Below are 20,126 nucleotides of genomic sequence, written 5' to 3'. Positions count from 1 at the left end.
GAGCTCTGGAATTGGAAAAGGGAATCGATATGACCACCCAGCGCATCCGCGACTTTCTCGCAACCCGACGTCCCGACGGTCCCTGCCTCGTGGTCGACCTCGACGTCGTGCGCGACAATTTCTCCGCTTTCCGTCACGCCATGCCGGACAGCGCGATCTACTACGCCGTCAAGGCAAACCCGGCTCCAGAAGTCCTGAAGCTGCTCGCCGACATGGGCTCCAACTTCGATTGCGCGTCCGTCGCTGAAATCGAGATGGCGCTCAACGCCGGCGCGACCGCTGCCCGTATCTCCTACGGCAACACGATCAAGAAGGAACGCGACGTTGCCCGCGCGCATGCGCTCGGCGTCAGCCTTTTTGCGGTCGACAGCCACGAGGAAGTCGAGAAGATCTCGCGTGCCGCTCCCGGCGCCCGCGTGTTCTGCCGCGTTCTGACCGACGGCGAAGGCGCTGAATGGCCGCTGTCGCGCAAGTTCGGTTGCGTGCCGCAGATGGCCGTCGACGTTCTCGTCTACGCTCACCAGCTGGGCCTCGAATCCTACGGTGTGTCGTTCCACGTCGGTTCGCAGATGACCAAGGTCGATGCCTGGGATTCGGCTCTTGCCGATGCCAAGCGCGTCTTCGTTCAGCTGGCCAAGCAGGGCATTCACCTGCAGATGGTCAACATGGGTGGCGGCTTCCCGACGAAGTATCTCCGCGACGTTCCGTCGGCTGAAGCTTACGGTCGTGCGATCTACCAGAGCCTTCGTGACCACTTCGGCAACAACCTGCCGAAGACGATCATCGAGCCGGGCCGCGGCATGGTCGGCAATGCCGGCGTCATCAAGACGGAAGTCGTGCTGATCTCGAAGAAGTCGGACAATGACGCTGCTCGCTGGGTGTTCCTCGACATCGGCAAGTTCGGCGGTCTCGCTGAGACGATGGACGAAGCCATTCGTTACCCGATCCGCACCGAGCGCGACGGCGACGAGATGGAGCCCTGCGTCATCGCCGGCCCGACCTGCGACTCGGCTGACGTGCTGTACGAAAAGAATCTCTACCCGCTGCCGATCACCCTTTCGATCGGCGATGAGATCCTGATCGAAGGCACCGGCGCCTACACGACCACCTACTCGGCGGTCGCGTTCAACGGCTTCGACCCGCTGAAGGCTTATATCATCTGATTTTGCCAGCCCCGTAGCCAGCCGGGGCGGCTCCCTCACAATGATCTGACGATACCGTTTGAAACGGTTTTGAGTTCGGGAGGCCACGATGGCCGCTGTTCTTGATTCTGTCCGCGCATACTTTGCGCCTTCTGTCTTCACCATCGACGCCGAGAACCCCGGCGATGTCGTGGCACGCGAGAACCTGCTTGATCGCGCCATGGGCCCGAACCGCCGCAAGAAATCGTCGGAAAAGATCCGCCGTGGTCGTGTACCGGCTGAAGGCCTGGCGCTGGTTGCGCGTGATCGTAACGGTCACGTCATCGGCACCGTGCGCCTCTGGAACGTCGAAGCCGGCGTCAATGCCGACGCAACCGCGATCAACGCGCTGCTGCTCGGGCCGCTGGCGGTCGATTCCAGCTTCGAGGGCAAGGGTGTCGGTTCGGCGCTGATGCGCGCCGCTGTTCTGGAAGCGAAGAACCGTGGGCACGGCGCAATCCTGCTCGTCGGCGATGCCCCTTACTACGAGCGTTTCGGCTTCTTTGCCGAGAAGGCTCAACATCTCGTCATGCCGGGTCCCTTCGAACGCTCGCGCTTCCTTGCGCTGGAGCTCACCGAAGGCTGGCTTGACGGCGCCGCCGGCATGATCGTCCCGTCGGGGCGGATGCTGGCAAGCGCGCCGGTCCGCAGGGCGGCGTGATCGGTTGAGCCTCTCCCCTGGCGGGAGAGGCTTTTTTGTATGTGATTTCAAGCAAATCAGAATTCAGGGGCGCCGGAAGAGCCGGCGGACGATTGTCCCGTTAACTTTACCTGCCTACCCCTCAAGGGTACCCGTTCATTTTACGACGCTTGCGTCCGTCAGTTGGGTTCCGGCAGTTTGAACGACATTTTCAGGTATAGCGGCGATGAAAAACATCGTGAAAGCATAGACCGCGAATATAGTCGCTGCGGCAGTGGCCTTTAGAATCATTCATGCACTCCTATTCTCAGGAGTTCAATGTGGCCCAAAAGACGCCTTTCCAAAGAGTTTTCTGAACGCCAGATGAACAAAAAACTGTGAGGGTTAAGATTAATGATATTTTAGCAACACGTGAGTTTCGTTCCGAAGGGGACGAAATTCGTGGTTTGTTCTTATGAATGTGCAATTATTTCAATCATATAGATGAAAATTTGAGCACGCGTTTTGCCCGTGGGGAACAGCGGTCCTATGATCTCCCAGTCATCGGGCAGGGAGCCGGGTTCATGAACCGGTACGCCTTCCGTTCATATTTCGGCGCCCGATGATGGTTGCCATGGTCGGGTCTGACGCCGTCAGGGCTAATGATCCGCCGGGGAAATCGGGGTTGGGAGACGCTCCTGCCGATCTCGATAAGCCCGAAAGCCCGATGCAACCGGGCAGGCGATGCATCCTGACACACCACACCACTATTCCTATCGCCTGCCTGCTCCCACCTGGCAAACCGTCGCGAAGCGTTGCTCCGCGCGGCGCCTTGGCCTGCCATCGCGGCGCCCCTTACGTCTTTCTACTTCGTTGCGCTAATGGCTCTTCGGTAAGATGGTAAATTAGCTATCCAAACTCGCGGGGTATGCAAATGACGCGTTCAGCTTTCATCCTGATCTCTGCTTCACTGCTTGCCGCCACCGCCGGTTTCGCGCCGGCAAGCGCTGCGATCCAGACTGTCACGTCGAAGCCGACGGTAGAGTCGCTGGCGCCCGGCCAATCCGTGCTCTTCGACGACAAGAAGTGTCCGGCCGGGATGATCGCAAAATTCACCAAGGCGCAGAAGCGGCCAACGATGAAGCGCAACTGCGTTCATCAGTAGTGCTCGCGATCATAAGCCGTCACGTCCCCGTGACTTCGAGCTCGCGGGAGATGGTTTTGCGTGTGGCCTGCACTAGCTCAGCGGAATGATCACCCGCCTTGCTTTCTTCGTCGCCCTTTTGCTGTTGCCGCTTGCTGCCAATGCGCAGGACGACGGCAGGACTGCGGCATTGCTCAGGAGCCTCTCATCACGGCCGGACCTGAATCCGTTGAAAACGGTGATCGTTGCGAGCGGCGGCCGCGCCATCGCCGAGCAAGGCTATCGCGGTCATTCGACCACCGAGTCCGTCAACATAAAGTCCGCATCAAAATCGATCATCTCGGCTCTCGTCGGTATCGCCATCGAAAAGCAGTTGCTCGAAGGGACGGGACAGAAGATCGCTCCGATCCTGAAGGCCGATCTGCCTGCCGAGGCGGATCCACGGCTGAACGAGATCACCATCGGCAATCTTCTTTCGATGCAGGCAGGGCTTGGTCGCCTGTCGGGGCCCAACTATGGCCGTTGGGTCGGCTCGCGCAACTGGGTGCGTTTTGCGCTCGCCCAGCCATTCGACGACGAGCCGGGCGGTCAGATGCTTTATTCGACCGCTTCCACGCACCTGCTCTCGGCGATCCTGACGAAGGCCAGCGGGAAGTCGACGCTGACGCTTGCCCGGGAGTGGCTGGCTCCCGTGGATGGCTTTCGGATCGGTGCCTGGGAGCGAGACCCGCAGGGGATCTATCTCGGTGGCAACCAGATGGCGATGACGGCCCGCTCGCTGCTGGCGTTCGGTGAGCTTTACCGCAACGGCGGCAAAACAGCGGATGGGACGCAGGTCGTTCCGGCAGATTGGATCGTTCAGTCCTGGCAGCACCGCACCAATTCGCGCTTTTCCGGCGACGATTATGGTTACGGCTGGTTCTCGCGGGAGATCGGCGGCGAGACGGTTCACTTCGCGTGGGGTTATGGCGGTCAGATGCTCTACATCGTGCCGACGCTCGGCGTGACCGTCGTCATGACATCGGACGAAAGCGGTCCATCGGCGCGCACGGGTTATCGCGATGCGCTGCACGCACTGCTCGCCGAGATCATCGCCTTCAGTCGCCCGAGCTGACCTGTCGATTTCGACAGGTCGTTAAAAAGGTGGGCGAGCTCTAAAATCAAAATTTAACAACGTCACTATAAAGTGCGCCGGCCATTGGTTGGAGAGTGCCGGAATGATACTGGACCTGAGGACGATCTACGTCGTTTCAGCCATGACATGCCTGGTTTTGGGCTGCGTGTATCTCGCAGCCTATTCGACTGGCCGCTTCGGGCGCTGGCCGGCCTGGTGGGGCGTCGCCAATTTTCTCATCGGTCTCGGCACGCTTTGCGTTTCGCTTCGCAATTTCGTGCCCGCATCCGTCTCGCTCGATGCCGGCAACGTCTTGACGATCGCCGGCTATCTCCTGACGTTCTTTGCAATCCGTGTCTTCGCCGAACGGCCGGTCGACAAACGCTACTGCGTGCTCGCCATTGCCTGCATCAGTCTGCCGGTGCTGCTGTTCACGGTGGATCCCGCCAGAATATCGAGCCGGCTCCTTTATGTTTCGGCCGTATGCTGCCTTTGTGATCTCGCGATCCTTAGGGAAGGCGTCGTGATCTATCGGCGCGAAAAGCTGTTTTCAGCCGGCTTGCTTGCCTGGCTCTACGCTCCGACCGCGGCGATGTTCCTTGTTCGCTGCTTGCTTGCCGCCAGTGGCCAGATCGGCGGACCGGGCGCTTTCGGGGACAGTCCCGTGCACGGCTGGATGGGGGCGACGGCGGTGGTGTTCCTCGCGTTGCGCAGCGTCGTCGTCGTGCTGATGTCGGCCGAGCGCAACAGGGCCAAGCTCATCGATCTCGCGCATCGCGACCCGCTGACCGGCGTGCTCAATCGCAGCGGCCTTGCCCAACATCTGCCATTCAAGCAGCCGCAGTCGCTTGCGTTGCTGGCGATCGATATCGATGGTTTCAAGCAACTGAACGACCAGCACGGGCATGCGGTGGGGGACGACATGTTGCGGCTCTTCGCCGGGGTGGCACAGACCGCTCTTCGGCCCGGCGATCTCCTGTCCCGCCAGGGTGGCGACGAGTTCGTGGTCGTGCTGAAGGGTATGACAGCGGCCGAGGCGGTTCAGATTGCCGAAGGCATGCGGCAAGCGTTTTCGGCGGCAGTCGCGCAGATGCCGGGGCTGACGGTGTTTCCGACGCTCAGCATCGGCGTCGCCACCTCATGCAAGGCGGAAACGGATTTCGAGCATCTGTTGAGAAAAGCCGATGAGGCGCTCTATGCCTCCAAGCGCCACGGCCGCGACCGCGTCGAGGCTTCTGCTGGCGAACAGGCTGCCTGACGGCAAGCCACTGAAGGCGCCGCTGATCTGGGCGGCGCCTTGTTTTGGCGGTAGATTAGGCGGCGATATCGACGACGCCGCAATCGCCGGCTTCGGATGCGAAGGCCAGCAGCTTGCCGTTCTTGCTCCAACTCATCGAGGTGATGGCGCCCTTGCCGGGGCGGCGCAGCAGCGCTTCCTTGCTGTCGTTGAGACGCACGGCCAGGATCATGCCGTCGATGAAGCCGATGGCGAGGATGTCTTCGACAGGGTGGAACTTAACCGAGGTCGCCATGATGTTGGCACGGGTGCCGAGTTCGAGCGGTGCCTTGCCCATCGGGCCATCCTTACCCTGGAACGGCCAGACGATGGCGGCGGGCGCACCCGAGGATGCAAGCCACTTGCCCTTTGCCGACCATGAGACAGACTTCACCTTGGCGGGGTAGCCGGTCATGCGCATGTGGCGTGTGTCCGCGCCGACCTTGCCGTCGAGCTTCCAGCCATGCAGCGCGTTTTCCTGCATCGTCGTGACGAGGAAGTTGCCGTCCGGCGAGAAGGTCACGCCGGTGTGGGCGCCCTTCCATTCGAGGTCGACGGGTTTGGCAGCAGTGCCGACCCAATGCAGCGATACGCCATTATAGCGCGCGGCGGCAATGCGCATGCCTTTCGGCGCAAAGGCGAGGCCTTCTACGGTGCGCTCTTCGGTAAATTCCTTGGTCGTACCATCGGCGAGGCGGACGAAGGCGCTCTTGCCGTAGGAGTAGGCGACGGCGCCCTGCGGGCCGGCGGCAAGCTGGGAAATCCACTTGCGCGGCGCATTGGCAAGTTCAGTCACGCTGGCGTCGGTAGCGATGCGCAGCACCTTGCCGTCTTCGCCGCCGGAAATCAGGCTTTCGCTATAGGGATCGCGGATGCAGCTCAGCATGCCCTGATGGGCTTCGGTCACCTTCTCGCCGCCGTCGAGACGGTGAAAGGTGCCTGATGCATTGGCGAAGAAGGGGGTGTCACCTAAAAATTCGACGGCCAGGATATGGCCGTCGAGATCAAACGGGGCAACTGTCGGCATCAGGCTGCCGCCTCGCACGCCTTGAAGGAGGCTTCGAGCTTTTCGCGGTCGAGTTCGCGGCCGATGAAGACGAGGCGGGTTTCGTGCTTCTCGCCATCCTTCCACGGACGCTGATGATCACCTTCGACAATCATGTGGACGCCCTGAATGACATAGCGCTCCGGGTCGTCCTTGAAGGCGATGATGCCCTTGAGGCGCAGGATGTTCGGGCCCTGCGTCTGGGTGATCTTCTGAACCCAGGGGAAGAAGCGTTCCGGGTTCATCTCGCCGCCGCGCAGCGAGACCGACTGGACTGTCACATCATGGATCGGCGACACCGCGCCATGATGATGATGGTGGTCATGATCATGGTCGTGGTGATGATGGTCATGATCGTGGTCGTGATCATGCGCGTGGTGATGATGGTGGTGGTCGTGATCGCAATCGGGGCCACAGACGTGATCGTCGTGGTCATGATCGAGGAAATGCGGATCGTTCTCCAGTGCGCGCTCCAGGTTGAAGGCGCCCTGATCGAGAACGCGCGCGAGATCGACGCCCGAGCGGCTGGTCTTGTAGACACGGGCCGATGGGTTGATGGCGTGGACGACATCCTCGATCTGCGCCAGTTCTTCCGGCGTCACGAGGTCTGTCTTGTTGATCAGGACGACGTCGGCGAAGGCGATCTGGTCTTCGGCTTCGCGGCTGTCCTTCAGGCGCAGCGGCAGATGCTTTGCGTCGACGAGGGCGACGACGGCATCAAGTTCGGTCTTGGCGCGAACATCGTCGTCCATGAAGAAGGTCTGGGCGACCGGTACCGGATCGGCAAGGCCCGTCGTTTCGACGATGATGCCGTCGAAACGACCGGGGCGGCGCATCAGGCCTTCGACGACGCGGATCAGGTCGCCGCGCACCGTGCAGCAGACACAGCCATTGTTCATTTCGTAGATTTCTTCGTCGGATTCGACGATGAGATCGTTGTCGATGCCGATCTCGCCGAACTCGTTGACGATGACCGCATATTTCTTGCCGTGGTTCTCCGACAGGATGCGGTTGAGCAAGGTCGTCTTGCCGGCGCCGAGGTAGCCGGTGAGAACGGTAACGGGGATTGGCTTCTGCTGGGTGGGGATCGCGTCGGTCATAAGAACCTCGAGAGATGGCACGCCCGGGGCGGGGCTGAAAATTCGTCGGTCTCATATAAGGAGTTGCGCGCGGCAGTTCAAAGGGATTCGTATGTTATAAGATCACATCGCAACGACGACGGTTTCAATCGAGCTCGGTCGCGTCGAATGCGTCGACATCCTCGAGCAATTCCACCAGCCCTTTTACGGAATGGGCAATCAGCGCTTCGCCCTTTTGCGCTGTCGCCAGCGATGCGTTGCCGGCGACGCCGGATGCGCTGAGATCCGACATCTTCCATCCGAAGGCGTGCTGGCCATAGGCGCGCAGATGCTTGAAGCGCGACGCAAAATCGGACTGGCGGGACGGGAAGTCCGCTGCCTTGCTCATGTCGACCTTGTCAGGGTGAAGCGCCAGCATCACTGATGTCTCTATGTCGCCGCCGTGGATATCGATCGCCTTCGCCTCGGGCGAGATGATGTCGGCGGGAACACCGAAGCGCGTCCAGCTGGTGGCGACGGCAAGCATGTTGAAGCGGACCCTAGCCTCGGTCGCGACGATCGTCATCAGCGGCGAGTTGCCGCCATGGGCGTTCAGCATCACGAACTTCCGTATACCCATCCGCGAAAGCCGCCCGGCAATACCGAGCCAACGGTCGATCGCCTCGCCATATCCAAGCGTTCGCGTTCCCGTAACATCCATATGCTCAATCGAGTAGCCGACGTCTTCCACCGGAAGGAATGTCGCCGGCACAGTCGAGGGAAGGGCGGCCTTGAGCCGGGCAACGATGCCGGCTGCAATCAGGGTATCCGTCTCTAACGGCAGGTGAGGGCCATGCTGCTCATGGGCACCGAGCGGCAGAACGGCGATCCAGCGCTGGCGATCGGAAGGGGCAAGGCCGGGGTCGTTATCATCGAAGTTGCGGGAAGGCGCAGTCATCCGGCTAATGCCTCTTGTTTATGACGAGATGATGCGCAATGTCATAACGCAGCGTTGTCAATGCTTACCGCATAACCTCTTAAATCGAAATGGATTTAGGGATGCCGGTTCAAACATGTTCCCGCGGTCTTGCCCGCGGCGCGGTCAGGTCAAAGGGATAGCGATGGGGAAAAAGCACAAGGACGGCAAGAAGCAGAAGTCGAAGAAGAAGGACCAGACGGAATATACGCTGGTAGACCTTTCGCCGGCTTTGACGCAGGCAGCCCGCTCGATGCGCACGGTATTATCGCGCAATCTTCTGGAGAGCGGGCTTTATGCCGGCCAGGACGGCGTCATCCTCTCGCTTTCCGAAACGGATGGGATGACGGCGGGCGGATTGGCGCAAAAGCTTGGCGTCAAGGCGCCGACGATGACGCGCACGATCGGCCGGATGGAAGCTCAGGGCTTCCTTGAGCGCAAGGCCGACGAGGAAGATGCACGTCTCACGAAGGTCTATCTGACCGAGCTTGGTCGCGGCAGCGTCAAGGCGATCGAAATGGCCGCCTCGTCGTGCGACAAGGTCGCCACGCAGGCCTTTTCCGAGAAGGAAATTCGCAACCTCGTCCGTCTTCTGAAGGCGATCGATGCCAACCTGCAGGCCGAGGCGCCCGACTTCGAAGAGGTGGAAGAAATCTGACGGTATTGTGAAATTACGAATTGCCTCCCTTTGTTTAATCTTTTAATTAAACATTTTAAGGGCGTCGGTATCGGTTAGCCGACGCATGCAAACCGCGCGTTGCCTGGGGAGGACACGTGGCTCAAAAGATCAAGCTTTCGACCATCGCCGAAACCCTCGGCATTTCCACCGCCACAGTATCGCTTGCCTTGCGCGACAGCCCGCTTGTCGCCGGTGCGACGCGCGAGAAGATCAAGGAACAGGCCCGGGCTCTCGGCTATATCTACAATCGCCGCGCAGCCAGCCTGCGTACCTCGCGATCGGGCATCATCGGTGTCGTCGTGCACGACATCATGAACCCGTTCTACGGCGAAATTCTCAAGGCGATCGAAAGCGAACTCGATCGCAGCCGCCAGACTTTCATCCTGTCCAACCACTACGACTCTGTCGAGAAGCAGCGCACCTTCATCGAGACGCTGCTGCAGCTTGGCGGCGACGGCGTGATCATGTCGCCGGCGATCGGTACGCCGCCAGAAGATATGCAGCTGGCAGAAGACAACGGAATGCCGGCTATCCTTGTTGCCCGCTCGATGGAAGGCTCGGCCTTGCCGACCTATCGCGGTGACGACAGCTACGGCATTTCGCTGGCCACCAACCACCTCATCGGGCTTGGCCATCGGTCGATCGCGATGATCGGCGGTACCGACCAGACCTCGACGGGCCGCGATCGCTATCAGGGTTACGTCAACGCATTGCGCAAGGCCGGTATCGAGGTTGACCCCGGCCTGCGCATCCCAGGACCACGCTCGATGCAGGGCGGCTTCGAGGCGGCGGTGCACTTCCTGTCGCTGCCGCAGAAGCCGACGGCGGCGGTCTGCTGGAACGACCTCGTCGCGATCGGCCTGATGAACGGCATCGCCCGCGCCGGTCTCGTTCCCGGCAAGGACATTTCCATCACCGGTTACGACGATCTCGAGGAAGCGTCGATCTCGATGCCGGCGCTGACAACTGTATGGAACGGGCAGGCCGAAGTCGGGCGTCTTGCCGCTCGCGCGCTCCTCGACCGTCTGGCCGGCAGTCACGAGCCTGACGGCATCCATCTTATCAAGCCTGAAATGCGCATCCGCCAGTCGACCAGCCCCTACCGGCCGCGCCCGTAAGCAAGCCAAGAGGAAATGCCATGTCCCGTATCGCCGTTCTCGTTCCCGGGAAGATACACGAACGCGTGCTCGCGCGCCTGCAGGAGAGCTTCGACGTTATCGAAGCAGAGCCTGCGACGCTCAATGCAGAAACCGCAGCGCGCATTCGCGGCGTTGCCGTCTCCGGCACGTTGAACGCGGCCGCCATCGACAGCCTGCCGAATGTCGAACTGATCTCAAGCTTCGGCGTCGGCTACGACGGCGTCGATGCCAAGCACGCGGCGACCAGGGGCATCATCGTCACGAACACACCGGATGTGCTGAACGACGAGGTTGCCGATACGGCGATCGGGCTGCTGCTCAACACGATCCGAGAGTTTCCGCGGGCGGAGAACTGGCTGCGTGCCGGAAACTGGAAGCCGGGGCAGAACTACCCGCTGTCGCGCTTCTCGTTGAAAGGGCGGCATGTCGGGATCTATGGCCTCGGTCGCATCGGCCAGGAAATCGCCAAGCGTCTCGAGCCGTTCAAAGTCAAGATCAGCTATCACACCCGCACCCGCCATCCCGACGCTCCCTATGGCTACTATCCCTCGCTGAAGGATCTCGCCGAAGCCGTCGATACGCTGATTTCGATCGTTCCGAAGACGCCGCAGACGCACAAGACCATCAACGCGGAAATCCTGTCAGCGCTTGGCCCCGAAGGCGTCTTCATCAATGTCGGTCGCGGCTGGACGGTCGATGAGGAAGCGCTCGCGCAGGCGCTGAAGTCAGGAACGATCGGCGCCGCCGGTCTCGATGTCTTTTACGACGAGCCGAACGTTCCCGCGTCGCTGCTCGATCTGCCGAATGCGGTGCTTCTGCCTCACCTTGCCTCGGGCTCGGTGCCGACGCGCAACGCCATGGCGGATCTGGTCGTCGACAACCTCGTCGAGTGGTTCGCCAAGAGCAAGCCGCTGACACCGGTGCCGGAGACGCCGCCGAAAGGGTAAGTCGGGATCCAGGGAGGGATCATGAGCGAGACCAGCCGCAAGCTGACAACCATCTTCTCCGCCGACGTGCAGGACTACACGCGGCTGATGGGAGCGGACGAAGAAGGCACGCTCGCAATGCTTAAGCGATCGCGGGACGCGATGTCGCGCCTGATCGGCACGCATGGCGGCCGGGTCATCAACACCTGGGGCGACGGGCTGATTGCGGAGTTTCCGAGCGTCGTCGAAGCCGTTCGTGCTGCCGTCGATGTCCAGAGCGAGCTGGCGGGGCTAAATGCAGGCAAGCCCGCGGACGGCCGGATGCTTTTCCGGATCGGCATCAATCTCGGCGACGTAATTGCCGATGGCGACGACATCTACGGCGACGGTGTGAACATTGCCGCCAGGCTGCAGACATCGGCAACGCCCGGCGGAATCGTGATCTCCAGCACGGTTTACGATCAGGTCCGCAACAAGGTCGCTGTCGGCTTCGATTTTCTCGGCGCCCTGACCGTGAAGAATGTCAACGAGGCAGTGCCGAGCTATGCGGTGAGGATCGGCGAAGCGCCGACGGCGCAGGCCGAGCCGGTCATACAGCCGCGGCAGAGCCCACTTGCGCAGCCTCAGGCGTCCTTGACGGGTCTCGGGAAACGGGCAGGGTTCTTTGCCATCATCGCAGCCGCACTCGTTGTCATCAATCTTCTCACCTGGAGCGGTGTGTTCTGGGCGGTGTGGCCGGTGCTGGCCCTGGCTTTTGCCGTCGCCATGAACTGGGTCCGCACCCAGCGTCGGATCGACCGTGGCATGGCCGCCCTCGGTGTCCTTGCCGTCGGGATCGTCGCCATCAACCTCTTGACCTGGCACGGGGTATTCTGGGCGGTATGGCCGCTGCTCGGCTTTGCCGTTGCTGGCGGGCTGCAGTGGCTGCGGCGGAAATAGCCGCGACCACGCGATCGCCGTTCAGGCGATCTGCTTCGTGCGGGTGGTCGCAAGCTTGCCGGCGGCATAGTCCCTGACGGCATCGCCGAAAGCCGAGAAAATCTGGTTCGACGGCTTGTCCGTCTCCGCCCAGTATTCCGGATGCCACTGCACGCCGACTGCAAAGGCCGGTGCATCGATCACCGAAACGGCTTCGATCGTTCCGTCCTCGGCGACGGCTTCCACTGTCAGGCGCGGCGCGGTCTCAGCGATCGCCTGGCGGTGCAGGGAATTGACCCTGATTTCGCCTGATCCGACGATCCCCGCGATGCAGGAGCCTTCCTTGACGAAGACGCTTTGCCGAACCGCGTACATGCTGTCGCGGTCGACGTTCGGCGGCTTGCGGTGATCCCAGATCCCCGGCTGCTCCTGAATCTCGCTGGCGAGCGTTCCGCCGAGCGCGACGTTCAGCTCCTGAATGCCGCGGCAGATCGCCAGCAGCGGAATGGCGCGTTCGATCGACCGGCGGATCAGCGGCAGGCTGGTGGCGTCGCGGGCGGGATCGAACGGGCCGTCGGCTTCCGTTGCCTGCTTGCCGTAAAGCGTTGGGTGGACGTTGCTTGCCGACCCCGAAACGAGAACGCCATCGACCCGATCGAGGATGGCATCGGTGTCGTAGCCCTCCTCGAAGGCCGGAATGATGAAGGACATCACGCCGGCGGCATTCAGTGCGGCGCGAACATACTGATGCTGTGCGGCATGCCATGTCGCGCCATCGAAGACGCGGATATCGGCAGGAACGGCGACGATCGGCTTCGTCATTTTGACTCCGGCTGAAGCTGTTGTTGCATATTGTGAGAAACCAGAAAGCGTCCCAAGTCAACGTTTCGATGAGCTGTCGGGCGGAATTGCGGCGGCTGACGTGCCATTCCGGAGCGGCGCACTCTCTAACCCGCTGATTTCGATGGAAATGCGCCTGCCGCCATATTGGTGTCGTGATCCCAAAGACTAATGGCCGGACGCTTGAAACAGGTGCGTCAGCGTGCTTAGCTCCTCGCCATTCTGCGGGCAAGGATGAGGGCTTTGCCGCGCAGCCATCTATCGGGGAGGTTTTTGATGGATCGTCGTTCATTCATGAAGAAGGCAGGAACCGGTGCCGCCGGCGCGGTTGCTGCGACAGCGCTGGCTGCACCCGCCATCGCTCAGGAGAATCCGAAAATAGCATGGCGCATGACGTCGTCTTTCCCGAAGAGCCTCGATACCATCTATGGTGGGGCTGACGATATTTCCAAGCATCTCGCGGCCGCGACCGACGGCAACTTCACGATCCAGCCGTTCGCCGCAGGTGAAATCATCCCGGGCCTGCAGGCCGCCGATGCCGTCAGCGCCGGTACCGTCGAAGCCGCCCACACCTGCTCCTACTATTTCGTCGGCAAGGATCCGACCTACGCGATCGGCACCGCCATCCCCTTCGGCCTGAACGGACGCCTGACCAATGCCTGGTTCTACGAGGGCAACGGCAACTCGCTGATGAACGAGTTCTATGCGACGCAGGGCATGTACGGCCTTCCGGCCGGCAATACCGGCGCGCAGATGGGCGGATGGTTCCGCAAGGAGATCAATACACTCGACGACCTGAAGGGCGTGAAGATGCGCATCGCCGGTCTCGCCGGTCAGGTCATCAGCAAAGTTGGCGTCATCCCGCAGCAGATCGCCGGCGGCGACATCTACCCGGCTCTCGAAAAGGGCACGATCGACGCTTCCGAATTCGTCGGCCCCTATGACGACCTGAAGCTCGGCCTGCACAAGGTGGCGAAGTACTACTACTATCCCGGCTGGTGGGAGGGTGGCCCGACGGTTCATGCGTTCTTCAATCTCGAGAAGTGGAACAGCCTGCCGAAGCACTATCAGGCCGCTTTGACGGATGCCTGCGCCTTCGCGAACACCAACATGCTCGCCAAGTACGACTTGAAGAACCCGCCGGCTCTGAAGCAACTGGTTGCGGAGGGGGCTTCGCTCCGGCCGTTCAGCCAGGAAATCATGGAAGCCTGCTTCCAGGCGGCGCTTGGAATCTACGGCGAGATCTCCGCCTCCAATCCCTACTTCAAGAAGATTTATGAAGACCAGACGGCATTCAAGCGCGACGCCTATCTGTGGATGCAGCTGTCGGAATACACCTTCGACACGTTCATGATGATCCAGCAGCGGGCGGGCAAGCTCTAAGCGAACCACCGGCCGGGCTGCTACAGAAAATACCGCCGCGAGGAAACTCTCCCGCGGCGGTTTTCGTTTGGCTGCTACTTGATGACGGGCGGCTGGCTAAGATCGGTCGGTGGCGGTGCAGGTTTCGCGGGCTGCCCGGGCAGGCCGTTCAGCGGCGGCAGCGTCAGACCGGGTAACTGCGGGGCACCCCCCGGCATGGCTGGCGGCGGCAGCCCGAGCCCATTGCCGCCAAAGCCCGGTACTTCGATCTTGATCGAGTCCGGATCGACCTTCGGTCCTTTATCCAGCCAGTAGGTCACCGATTGCGGCCAGAAGATCACGATCGCCACGAGGATCAGCTGCATGCAGACCCAGGGCAGGGCGCCCATGTAGATGTCGGATGTCTTGACGCTGCGATCGGCGATGGAGCGCAGATAGAAGAGCGCGAAGCCGAAGGGCGGGTGCATGAAGCTCGTCTGCATGTTAACGCAGATCAGCACGCCGAACCAGATCAGATCGATCCCCAAGGCCGAGGCGACCGGCGCCAGCATCGGGATGACGATGAAGGCGATCTCGAAGAAATCGAGGAAGAAGGCCAGCACGAAGATAAAGATGTTGACGAAGATCAGGAAGCCGACCGGGCCGCCGGGGATGCCTGACAGCATGTGCTCGATCCAGCGCGAGCCGTCCATGCCCTGGAAGACGAGGCTGAATACGGTCGAGCCGATCAGGATCATCACCACCATGGAGGTGATATGCATGGTCGAGCGCATGGCGTCCTGCATCAGCGGCCAGGTGAGGCGGCGATGCATGGCGGCCAGCGCCATGGCGCCGACGACGCCAAGCGCGCCGGCTTCGGTCGGGGTCGCCAGTCCCATGAAGATGGTGCCGAGGACGAGGAAGATCAGCACGATCGAAGGCACCATGCCCGACAGCACCTTGAAGAGCAGGGCCCAGTTGAAGTCACCGCGCACTTCCTTGGGCAGTGGTGGCATGGAGGCGGGCTTCAGGATCGAGAGGATCAGGATATAGCCCATGAAAATCGCGACCTGCAGGATCGATGGGCCGATGGCGCCGAGATACATGTCGCCGACCGACTTGCCGAGCTGGTCGGCGAGGACGACGAGAACAAGCGAGGGCGGGATGACCTGGGTGATGGTGCCGGAGGCGGCGATGACGCCGGTGGCAAGCCGCGGACTGTAGCCATAGCGCAGCATGATCGGCAGCGAGATCACACCCATGGTGATGACCGAGGCCGCGACCGTTCCGGTGATCGCGCCGAGCACGGCGCCGACCAGGATCACGGCATAGGCAAGGCCGCCTGGAACGCGGCCGAACAGTTTGCCGGTTCCTTCCAGCAGATCTTCCGCCAGACCGCAGCGCTCCAGGATGGCGCCCATGAAGGTGAAGAACGGGATCGCAAGCAGCAGGTCGTTGGAGACGATGCCGAAGAAGCGCAACGGCAGGGCCTGCAGAAAGGCTTCGCTGAAATGGCCGGTGGCGATGCCGATAATGCCGAAGAACAGGCCGACGGCCGCCAGCGAAAAGGCGACCGGAAAACCGTAGAGCATGAACAGGACCATGCCCACGAACATGGCCGGCGGAATGATGCCGAAATCAAACAATCGCGTTCCTCCCGGTCCGGCTTACTGCAGCGGTTTTTCGTATGTCGTGTCGATCCGGATGTAGCCGGTCACGGCGGCGATCCGCTTGATCAACTCCGAGAGACCCTGCAGGGTCAGCAGCCCGAAGCCGAGGAGAAGCACAAGCTTGACCGGCCAGCGGATCAGGCCGCCGGCGTTCGCCGAGACTTCATGCTGGAGGTAGGAGGACAAGAAGAAGGGCCAGCAGAGCCAGGTCAGGAAGATGCAGGCCGGAATGAGGAAGACGACGAGGCCGATGATGTCGATCCAGATCCTCGCCTTCTCGGAGACTGCGCCGTAGATCAGGTCGACGCGGACATGCTCGTTCATGCGCAAGGTGTGGGCTGCGCCGAGCACGACGATGAAGGCGAAGAGATACCACTGGATCTCGAGCCAGCCGTTGGAGCTGTAGTTGAAAGAGTATCGGATCAGGGCGTTGGCGGCGCTGATCAGACAGCAGGCCAGCACCATGTATTCGGACAGTTTGCCCATGAATTGGCTGATCGCATCGATCAGCCGGCTGACGGTCAGCAAAGCCGGCATGCCTTTCCCCCATTTTGCCGCGCCTTTTTCGGCGCGTTCTCCCTTTCATTTTGTGTAGACCAGCGTTTTCTAAATTGGAAGAATGGAGCTCCGCCGTAGGACTATAGTCTATGGTTGCGGCGCCTCGCGTTATGCGCGAGTCAAGCCCGCATTTTCCCGTCGCTTGATGCCCGAGACGCGTCCCGGCTCGCAATGGAACATCTCCATTAGGCTGCATAAACCGTTATGAAACCACGATATTCCCGCTATGGTTTTAGAAAAATCCGCCAAATGTACGGAAGCCACGAAATCAATTTTTAAAGGGTTGGGAGTATGGTTCTGCGGCACAGGGAAAGTATGGATGAAACCACATAACCCGAACAGGGTCCCTACGGATGTGTATCTGTCGTTTGTGAGTTCCCTCTCAGGGAACCGCATGACGTTGCTCGTCGGTGTGATCGTCCATGCTGCGACGTGCCTCGCAATCGCCGCCAAAACCCAGTCTCCCCTTTATGTCGCTCTGGCCCTCGGCTTCATCGTCGTCTTCATCGGCCGCATTGCAACCTTCCGTGCCTTCGACAAGGTCGACAAGGACGCGCTGACGCACGACGACATCCAGCGTTGGGAGCGCATTCTCGTCACTGGTGCCGCCGGCACCACGACTTTGCTTGGCTTTGCAAGCGGTTACGCCATATTCTTCCTCGGCGACGGCTTTGCCGAACTCGCCTGCATCGCCGTCACCATGGCGACGATGGTATCCGTGGTCGGACGAAACTACGGATCGCGGATGGCGATCGATATCCAGACGTTCTCCTGCTGCCTGCCGATGATCATCTGCAGCCTGATGGTGCTGGATTTCTATCGTGGCATCCTGTCGATCTTCCTCATTCCGTTCTGGCTGACGACCCGCGCCATGGCGAACGGCGTGCGCGAGTTCCTCTATGAGAACGTTATTGCCCGTCGTGAAATCACGTCGATCGCCGATCGTTTCGACACCGCGCTCAACAACATGCCGCATGGCCTCGTCATGGTCGATGCGCAGAACCGAATTCAGGTCATCAACCGGAAGGCGTGTGAGCTTCTCAGGATCGGCGACCCGGAGCGGCTGAAGGATCGCGATCTTGGCGCTGTCTTGCGTTATGGCGCCCGCTACAGCTTCATGGACGCCTCGCAGCCGGAACTCATCCTCCGGCAGATGACGCATGTCGCGGAAGGCAAGCTTTCGCGCACGCTTATTCATTTTCCAGAGGATCTGTCGCTCGAGTTTTCGGCAAGCCCGCGCGCCGACGGCGGCGCCGTGCTGATCTTCGAGGATGTCTCGAGCCGCGTGAAGGCCGAGCAGAAGATCCTGCACATGGTCCGTTTCGATTCTCTCACGGGCCTGCCGAACCGCGAGTATTTCAGCCACCTCGTTCAGGATTACCTCGCCAGGCACACCAAGAAGCGCGGCCCGATCGGCTTCATGGTTCTCGACATCGACGAGTTCAAGCATGTCAACGACATGCGCGGCCACGTTACCGGCGACCGTCTGTTGTGCGCGATTGCCAATCGCGTCGCCAAGCAGGCCGGCAAGGCAACGGTCGGCCGCCTGATGGGCGACCAGTTCATCCTGTTCTTCCCGCATGCGAAGGACATGGCGGCGCTCGACGCTGAAATCCGTCGGGTTCATACGGCGATCCAGGGTACCTATGAAGCCGACGATGTGACCTTCCTCGTCTCCTTGAGCGGTGGCTTTGTCCTGCTCGAGAGCGACGCTTTCGCGATGGAGGAGTGGAGCATCAAGGCCGACCTCGCTTTGTTCGAAAGCAAGTCGAAGCAGCGCGGCGGCCTTTCCGGCTTCGAGCGGGAGATGGACGGACGCTACATCGAGCAGCAGAAGCTCAAGTCGGACCTGCGCGACGCCATCGCGGCCAAGGGCCTGAGCGTTGCCTACCAGCCGATGTTCAAGGCTGACGGTTCGCGCATCGAATGCGCGGAAGCGCTTGCACGGTGGGTGCATCCGGAAAAGGGAGCAATCCCGCCCGACGTCTTCATTCGCCTCGCTGAAGAGATGGGCGTCATCTCCGATATCACCCGCTTCATCCTGATGAAGGCCTGCACGGATTGCATGACCTGGCCCGAGCATATCGCGGTTTCGGTCAATCTGTCGGCGCGCGACCTGCGTGATGCCGATATCCTCGCGGTCGTTGCCGAAGCGCTGCAGGCATCGAAGCTCGAGGCCTCGCGTCTGCACCTCGAGATCACCGAGAGCTGCCTGATCGACGAGCCGGCGGCGGTTCGCGCCATCCTCGCGGAACTGCGTGCCCGCGGCATCACCATCGCCATCGACGACTTCGGCACCGGCTTCTCGAGCCTCAGCTACCTCGATACCTTGCCGCTCGACATCGTGAAGATCGACCGTTCGTTCCTGCGCAACATCGTCGAAGACGGCCGTCGCCTCAAGCTGCTGCGCGGCACCGTCAATCTTGCCCGCGAACTCGGCTTGAAGATCGTCACCGAAGGTGTCGAAACGACCGAGCAACTCGCGCTTCTCAACAAGTACCGAGCAACCGATCTTATTCAGGGCTACGTCTTCTCGCCCCCGGTTCCCTCCCAGAATATCGCGCTTCTGCAGCAGGCCATCGGCCGCCGCGCGGTCCAGCGTCGTCGCAACAAGGTCGCCTGAAAACCTCTGCCGAGCCAAGCGGGGGGGGGAGACTGTAGATTGCAGGCCGCGTTAACCTTAATATCTTAAATTCGATGCAAATTGTCAGATTGCCTTGCGTTAAGTGCCTTTGTCGGATGATTAATATTCCGTTAACAGCGGATGGGCACAAATGTCAGAGACACTTTTCGCGCGCAGTGATTTCAGCAGCAAGCTTCTGGAAGTTTTGGATCATGTCGAGTATCGCCGCATGGAAAGCAGCGAGGACATGGTCGAGGTGGAACGCCTGCGCTACAAGGCTTACAAGGCCCACGACGTCCTGGCACTCGCTCCGAAGGGACTGCTCGACGCCACCGATTTCGACAGCCACGCGCACGTCTTCGGACTGTACTATTATGGGGAACTGGTCAGTACCATCAGGCTCCATTATGTGACACCTGAGCATCGCGTCAGCCAGTCGGCGGGTGCTTTCCCCTGGGCAATGGACGCGCTTCTCGATGCCGGCCTGACCTTGATCGACCCGGCGCGTTTCGCTGCCGACCCCGATCTGACGGCCGATCTGCCCTGGATCCCCTACCTGACGCTGCGTCCGAGCATTGTCGCTGCAGCCTATTTCCGCGCCGATCGCGTGCTGCAGTTCTGCCGTCCTCCGCATGCTGCTTTCTACAAGCGGGTCTTCTATGCCGATACGATCGTGCCCGGCCAGCTGGCGAAAAACTACGGCATCGACATGACGCTGATGGCGACGAACGTGATCGAGGTGGGGCGGAAGCTCCTGACGCGCTATCCGTTCTTCATTTCCAGCGCCAGCGAGCAGCGCATGATGTTCTCGCGCAATCCCGAAGACACGCTGCCGCCGCTGACCATCATTCCGACCGCGCGGTTCGTTCCCGAAGGCCAGTTCGGCACCGACCTGCCGCTCTGAGCCCTAAGCCCCGAATTGCATGAGAATGCCGTACCGCTGCGGCATTCTCATGCATTGCGCTTTCTCCAGGCTTTGTGTAATCCCTCTCAAGGGAATTTTCCTCGTGGGATCGAGG

General features: G+C 61.0%; 18 protein-coding genes. 12 read left to right on the top strand and 6 right to left on the bottom strand.

What is annotated here, in order from left to right; genetic code table 11:
* Positions 1-29 precede the first annotated feature (29 nt).
* From odc2 to FZ934_RS13760, 5 genes are all read left to right on the top strand, one after another.
* Positions 30-1,163, top strand: coding sequence for an ornithine/lysine decarboxylase (gene odc2 / locus FZ934_RS13780; RefSeq protein ID WP_113365473.1), 1,134 nt, complete (start codon positions 30-32; stop codon positions 1,161-1,163).
* An 88-nt stretch (positions 1,164-1,251) separates the two neighbouring features.
* The gene (locus FZ934_RS13775; RefSeq protein ID WP_153271528.1) at positions 1,252-1,842 is read left to right on the top strand and encodes a GNAT family N-acetyltransferase; all 591 of its coding nucleotides are present in this window, start codon (positions 1,252-1,254) and stop codon (positions 1,840-1,842) included.
* An 892-nt stretch (positions 1,843-2,734) separates the two neighbouring features.
* The gene (locus FZ934_RS13770) at positions 2,735-2,965 is read left to right on the top strand and encodes a DUF6719 family protein (RefSeq protein ID WP_153271527.1); all 231 of its coding nucleotides are present in this window, start codon (positions 2,735-2,737) and stop codon (positions 2,963-2,965) included.
* 85 nt (positions 2,966-3,050) lie between these two features.
* Positions 3,051-4,058: a serine hydrolase domain-containing protein gene (locus FZ934_RS13765; protein ID WP_153271526.1), complete on the top strand. Its 1,008-nt coding sequence runs from the start codon at positions 3,051-3,053 to the stop codon at positions 4,056-4,058.
* 103 nt (positions 4,059-4,161) lie between these two features.
* Positions 4,162-5,316, top strand: coding sequence for a GGDEF domain-containing protein (locus FZ934_RS13760; protein WP_153271525.1), 1,155 nt, complete (start codon positions 4,162-4,164; stop codon positions 5,314-5,316).
* A 55-nt stretch (positions 5,317-5,371) separates the two neighbouring features.
* On the opposite strand, the gene FZ934_RS13755 is transcribed toward FZ934_RS13760, so the two are convergent.
* From FZ934_RS13755 to FZ934_RS13745, 3 genes are all read right to left on the bottom strand, one after another.
* Complete coding sequence (locus tag FZ934_RS13755) at positions 5,372-6,361, bottom strand: WD40 repeat domain-containing protein (RefSeq protein ID WP_153271524.1); 990 nt, start codon at positions 6,359-6,361, stop codon at positions 5,372-5,374.
* Complete coding sequence (locus FZ934_RS13750; protein WP_153271523.1) at positions 6,361-7,479, bottom strand: CobW family GTP-binding protein; 1,119 nt, start codon at positions 7,477-7,479, stop codon at positions 6,361-6,363. Before FZ934_RS13750 ends, FZ934_RS13755 begins: the two co-directional genes overlap by 1 nt.
* Before the next feature lie 124 nt (positions 7,480-7,603).
* Positions 7,604-8,395: a creatininase family protein gene (locus FZ934_RS13745; RefSeq protein WP_153271522.1), complete on the bottom strand. Its 792-nt coding sequence runs from the start codon at positions 8,393-8,395 to the stop codon at positions 7,604-7,606.
* A gap of 163 nt (positions 8,396-8,558) precedes the next feature.
* On the opposite strand from FZ934_RS13745, the gene FZ934_RS13740 reads away from it, so the two are divergent.
* The 4 genes from FZ934_RS13740 (at position 8,559) to FZ934_RS13725 (ending at position 12,096) form a co-directional block, all read left to right on the top strand.
* Positions 8,559-9,071 carry a MarR family winged helix-turn-helix transcriptional regulator gene (locus tag FZ934_RS13740; RefSeq protein ID WP_246737805.1) on the top strand — a complete coding sequence of 171 codons (513 nt, stop codon included), beginning with the start codon at positions 8,559-8,561 and terminating at the stop codon, positions 9,069-9,071.
* A gap of 116 nt (positions 9,072-9,187) precedes the next feature.
* Positions 9,188-10,210 (top strand): LacI family DNA-binding transcriptional regulator, encoded by a 1,023-nt coding sequence (locus FZ934_RS13735; protein WP_153271520.1) that lies wholly within the window; start codon positions 9,188-9,190, stop codon positions 10,208-10,210.
* 20 nt (positions 10,211-10,230) lie between these two features.
* The gene (locus FZ934_RS13730; protein WP_153271519.1) at positions 10,231-11,178 is read left to right on the top strand and encodes a 2-hydroxyacid dehydrogenase; all 948 of its coding nucleotides are present in this window, start codon (positions 10,231-10,233) and stop codon (positions 11,176-11,178) included.
* Positions 11,179-11,199: 21 nt separating this feature from the next.
* On the top strand, positions 11,200-12,096 hold the full coding sequence (locus FZ934_RS13725; protein ID WP_153271518.1) for an adenylate/guanylate cyclase domain-containing protein: 897 nt from the start codon (positions 11,200-11,202) through the stop codon (positions 12,094-12,096).
* 21 nt (positions 12,097-12,117) lie between these two features.
* Here the strand turns inward: FZ934_RS13725 and FZ934_RS13720 are convergent, their stop codons facing one another.
* Entirely contained in the window at positions 12,118-12,897 is a 780-nt protein-coding gene (locus tag FZ934_RS13720; protein ID WP_153271517.1) for a gamma-glutamyl-gamma-aminobutyrate hydrolase family protein, read from the bottom strand.
* Between the two features lie 294 nt (positions 12,898-13,191).
* Between FZ934_RS13720 and FZ934_RS13715 the strand changes: the two genes are divergently transcribed.
* Entirely contained in the window at positions 13,192-14,298 is a 1,107-nt protein-coding gene (locus FZ934_RS13715; protein WP_153271516.1) for a TRAP transporter substrate-binding protein, read from the top strand.
* Between the two features lie 74 nt (positions 14,299-14,372).
* Here the strand turns inward: FZ934_RS13715 and FZ934_RS13710 are convergent, their stop codons facing one another.
* Both FZ934_RS13710 and FZ934_RS13705 read right to left on the bottom strand, forming a co-directional pair.
* On the bottom strand, positions 14,373-15,902 hold the full coding sequence (locus FZ934_RS13710) for a TRAP transporter large permease (protein WP_153271515.1): 1,530 nt from the start codon (positions 15,900-15,902) through the stop codon (positions 14,373-14,375).
* A gap of 21 nt (positions 15,903-15,923) precedes the next feature.
* Positions 15,924-16,463, bottom strand: coding sequence for a TRAP transporter small permease subunit (locus FZ934_RS13705; protein ID WP_153271514.1), 540 nt, complete (start codon positions 16,461-16,463; stop codon positions 15,924-15,926).
* Between the two features lie 340 nt (positions 16,464-16,803).
* Between FZ934_RS13705 and FZ934_RS13700 the strand changes: the two genes are divergently transcribed.
* Positions 16,804-19,107 carry a putative bifunctional diguanylate cyclase/phosphodiesterase gene (locus FZ934_RS13700; protein ID WP_153271513.1) on the top strand — a complete coding sequence of 768 codons (2,304 nt, stop codon included), beginning with the start codon at positions 16,804-16,806 and terminating at the stop codon, positions 19,105-19,107.
* A 151-nt stretch (positions 19,108-19,258) separates the two neighbouring features.
* Positions 19,259-20,011, top strand: a complete 753-nt coding sequence (locus tag FZ934_RS13695) for an N-acyl amino acid synthase FeeM domain-containing protein (protein WP_113361439.1) — start codon at positions 19,259-19,261, stop codon at positions 20,009-20,011.
* The last annotated feature ends 115 nt before the right edge of the window (positions 20,012-20,126 follow it).

The sequence above is a fragment of the Rhizobium grahamii genome (assembly GCF_009498215.1).
GTDB classification, from domain to species: domain Bacteria; phylum Pseudomonadota; class Alphaproteobacteria; order Rhizobiales; family Rhizobiaceae; genus Rhizobium; species Rhizobium grahamii_A.
This window is presented reverse-complemented; position numbering and strand designations above follow the sequence as displayed.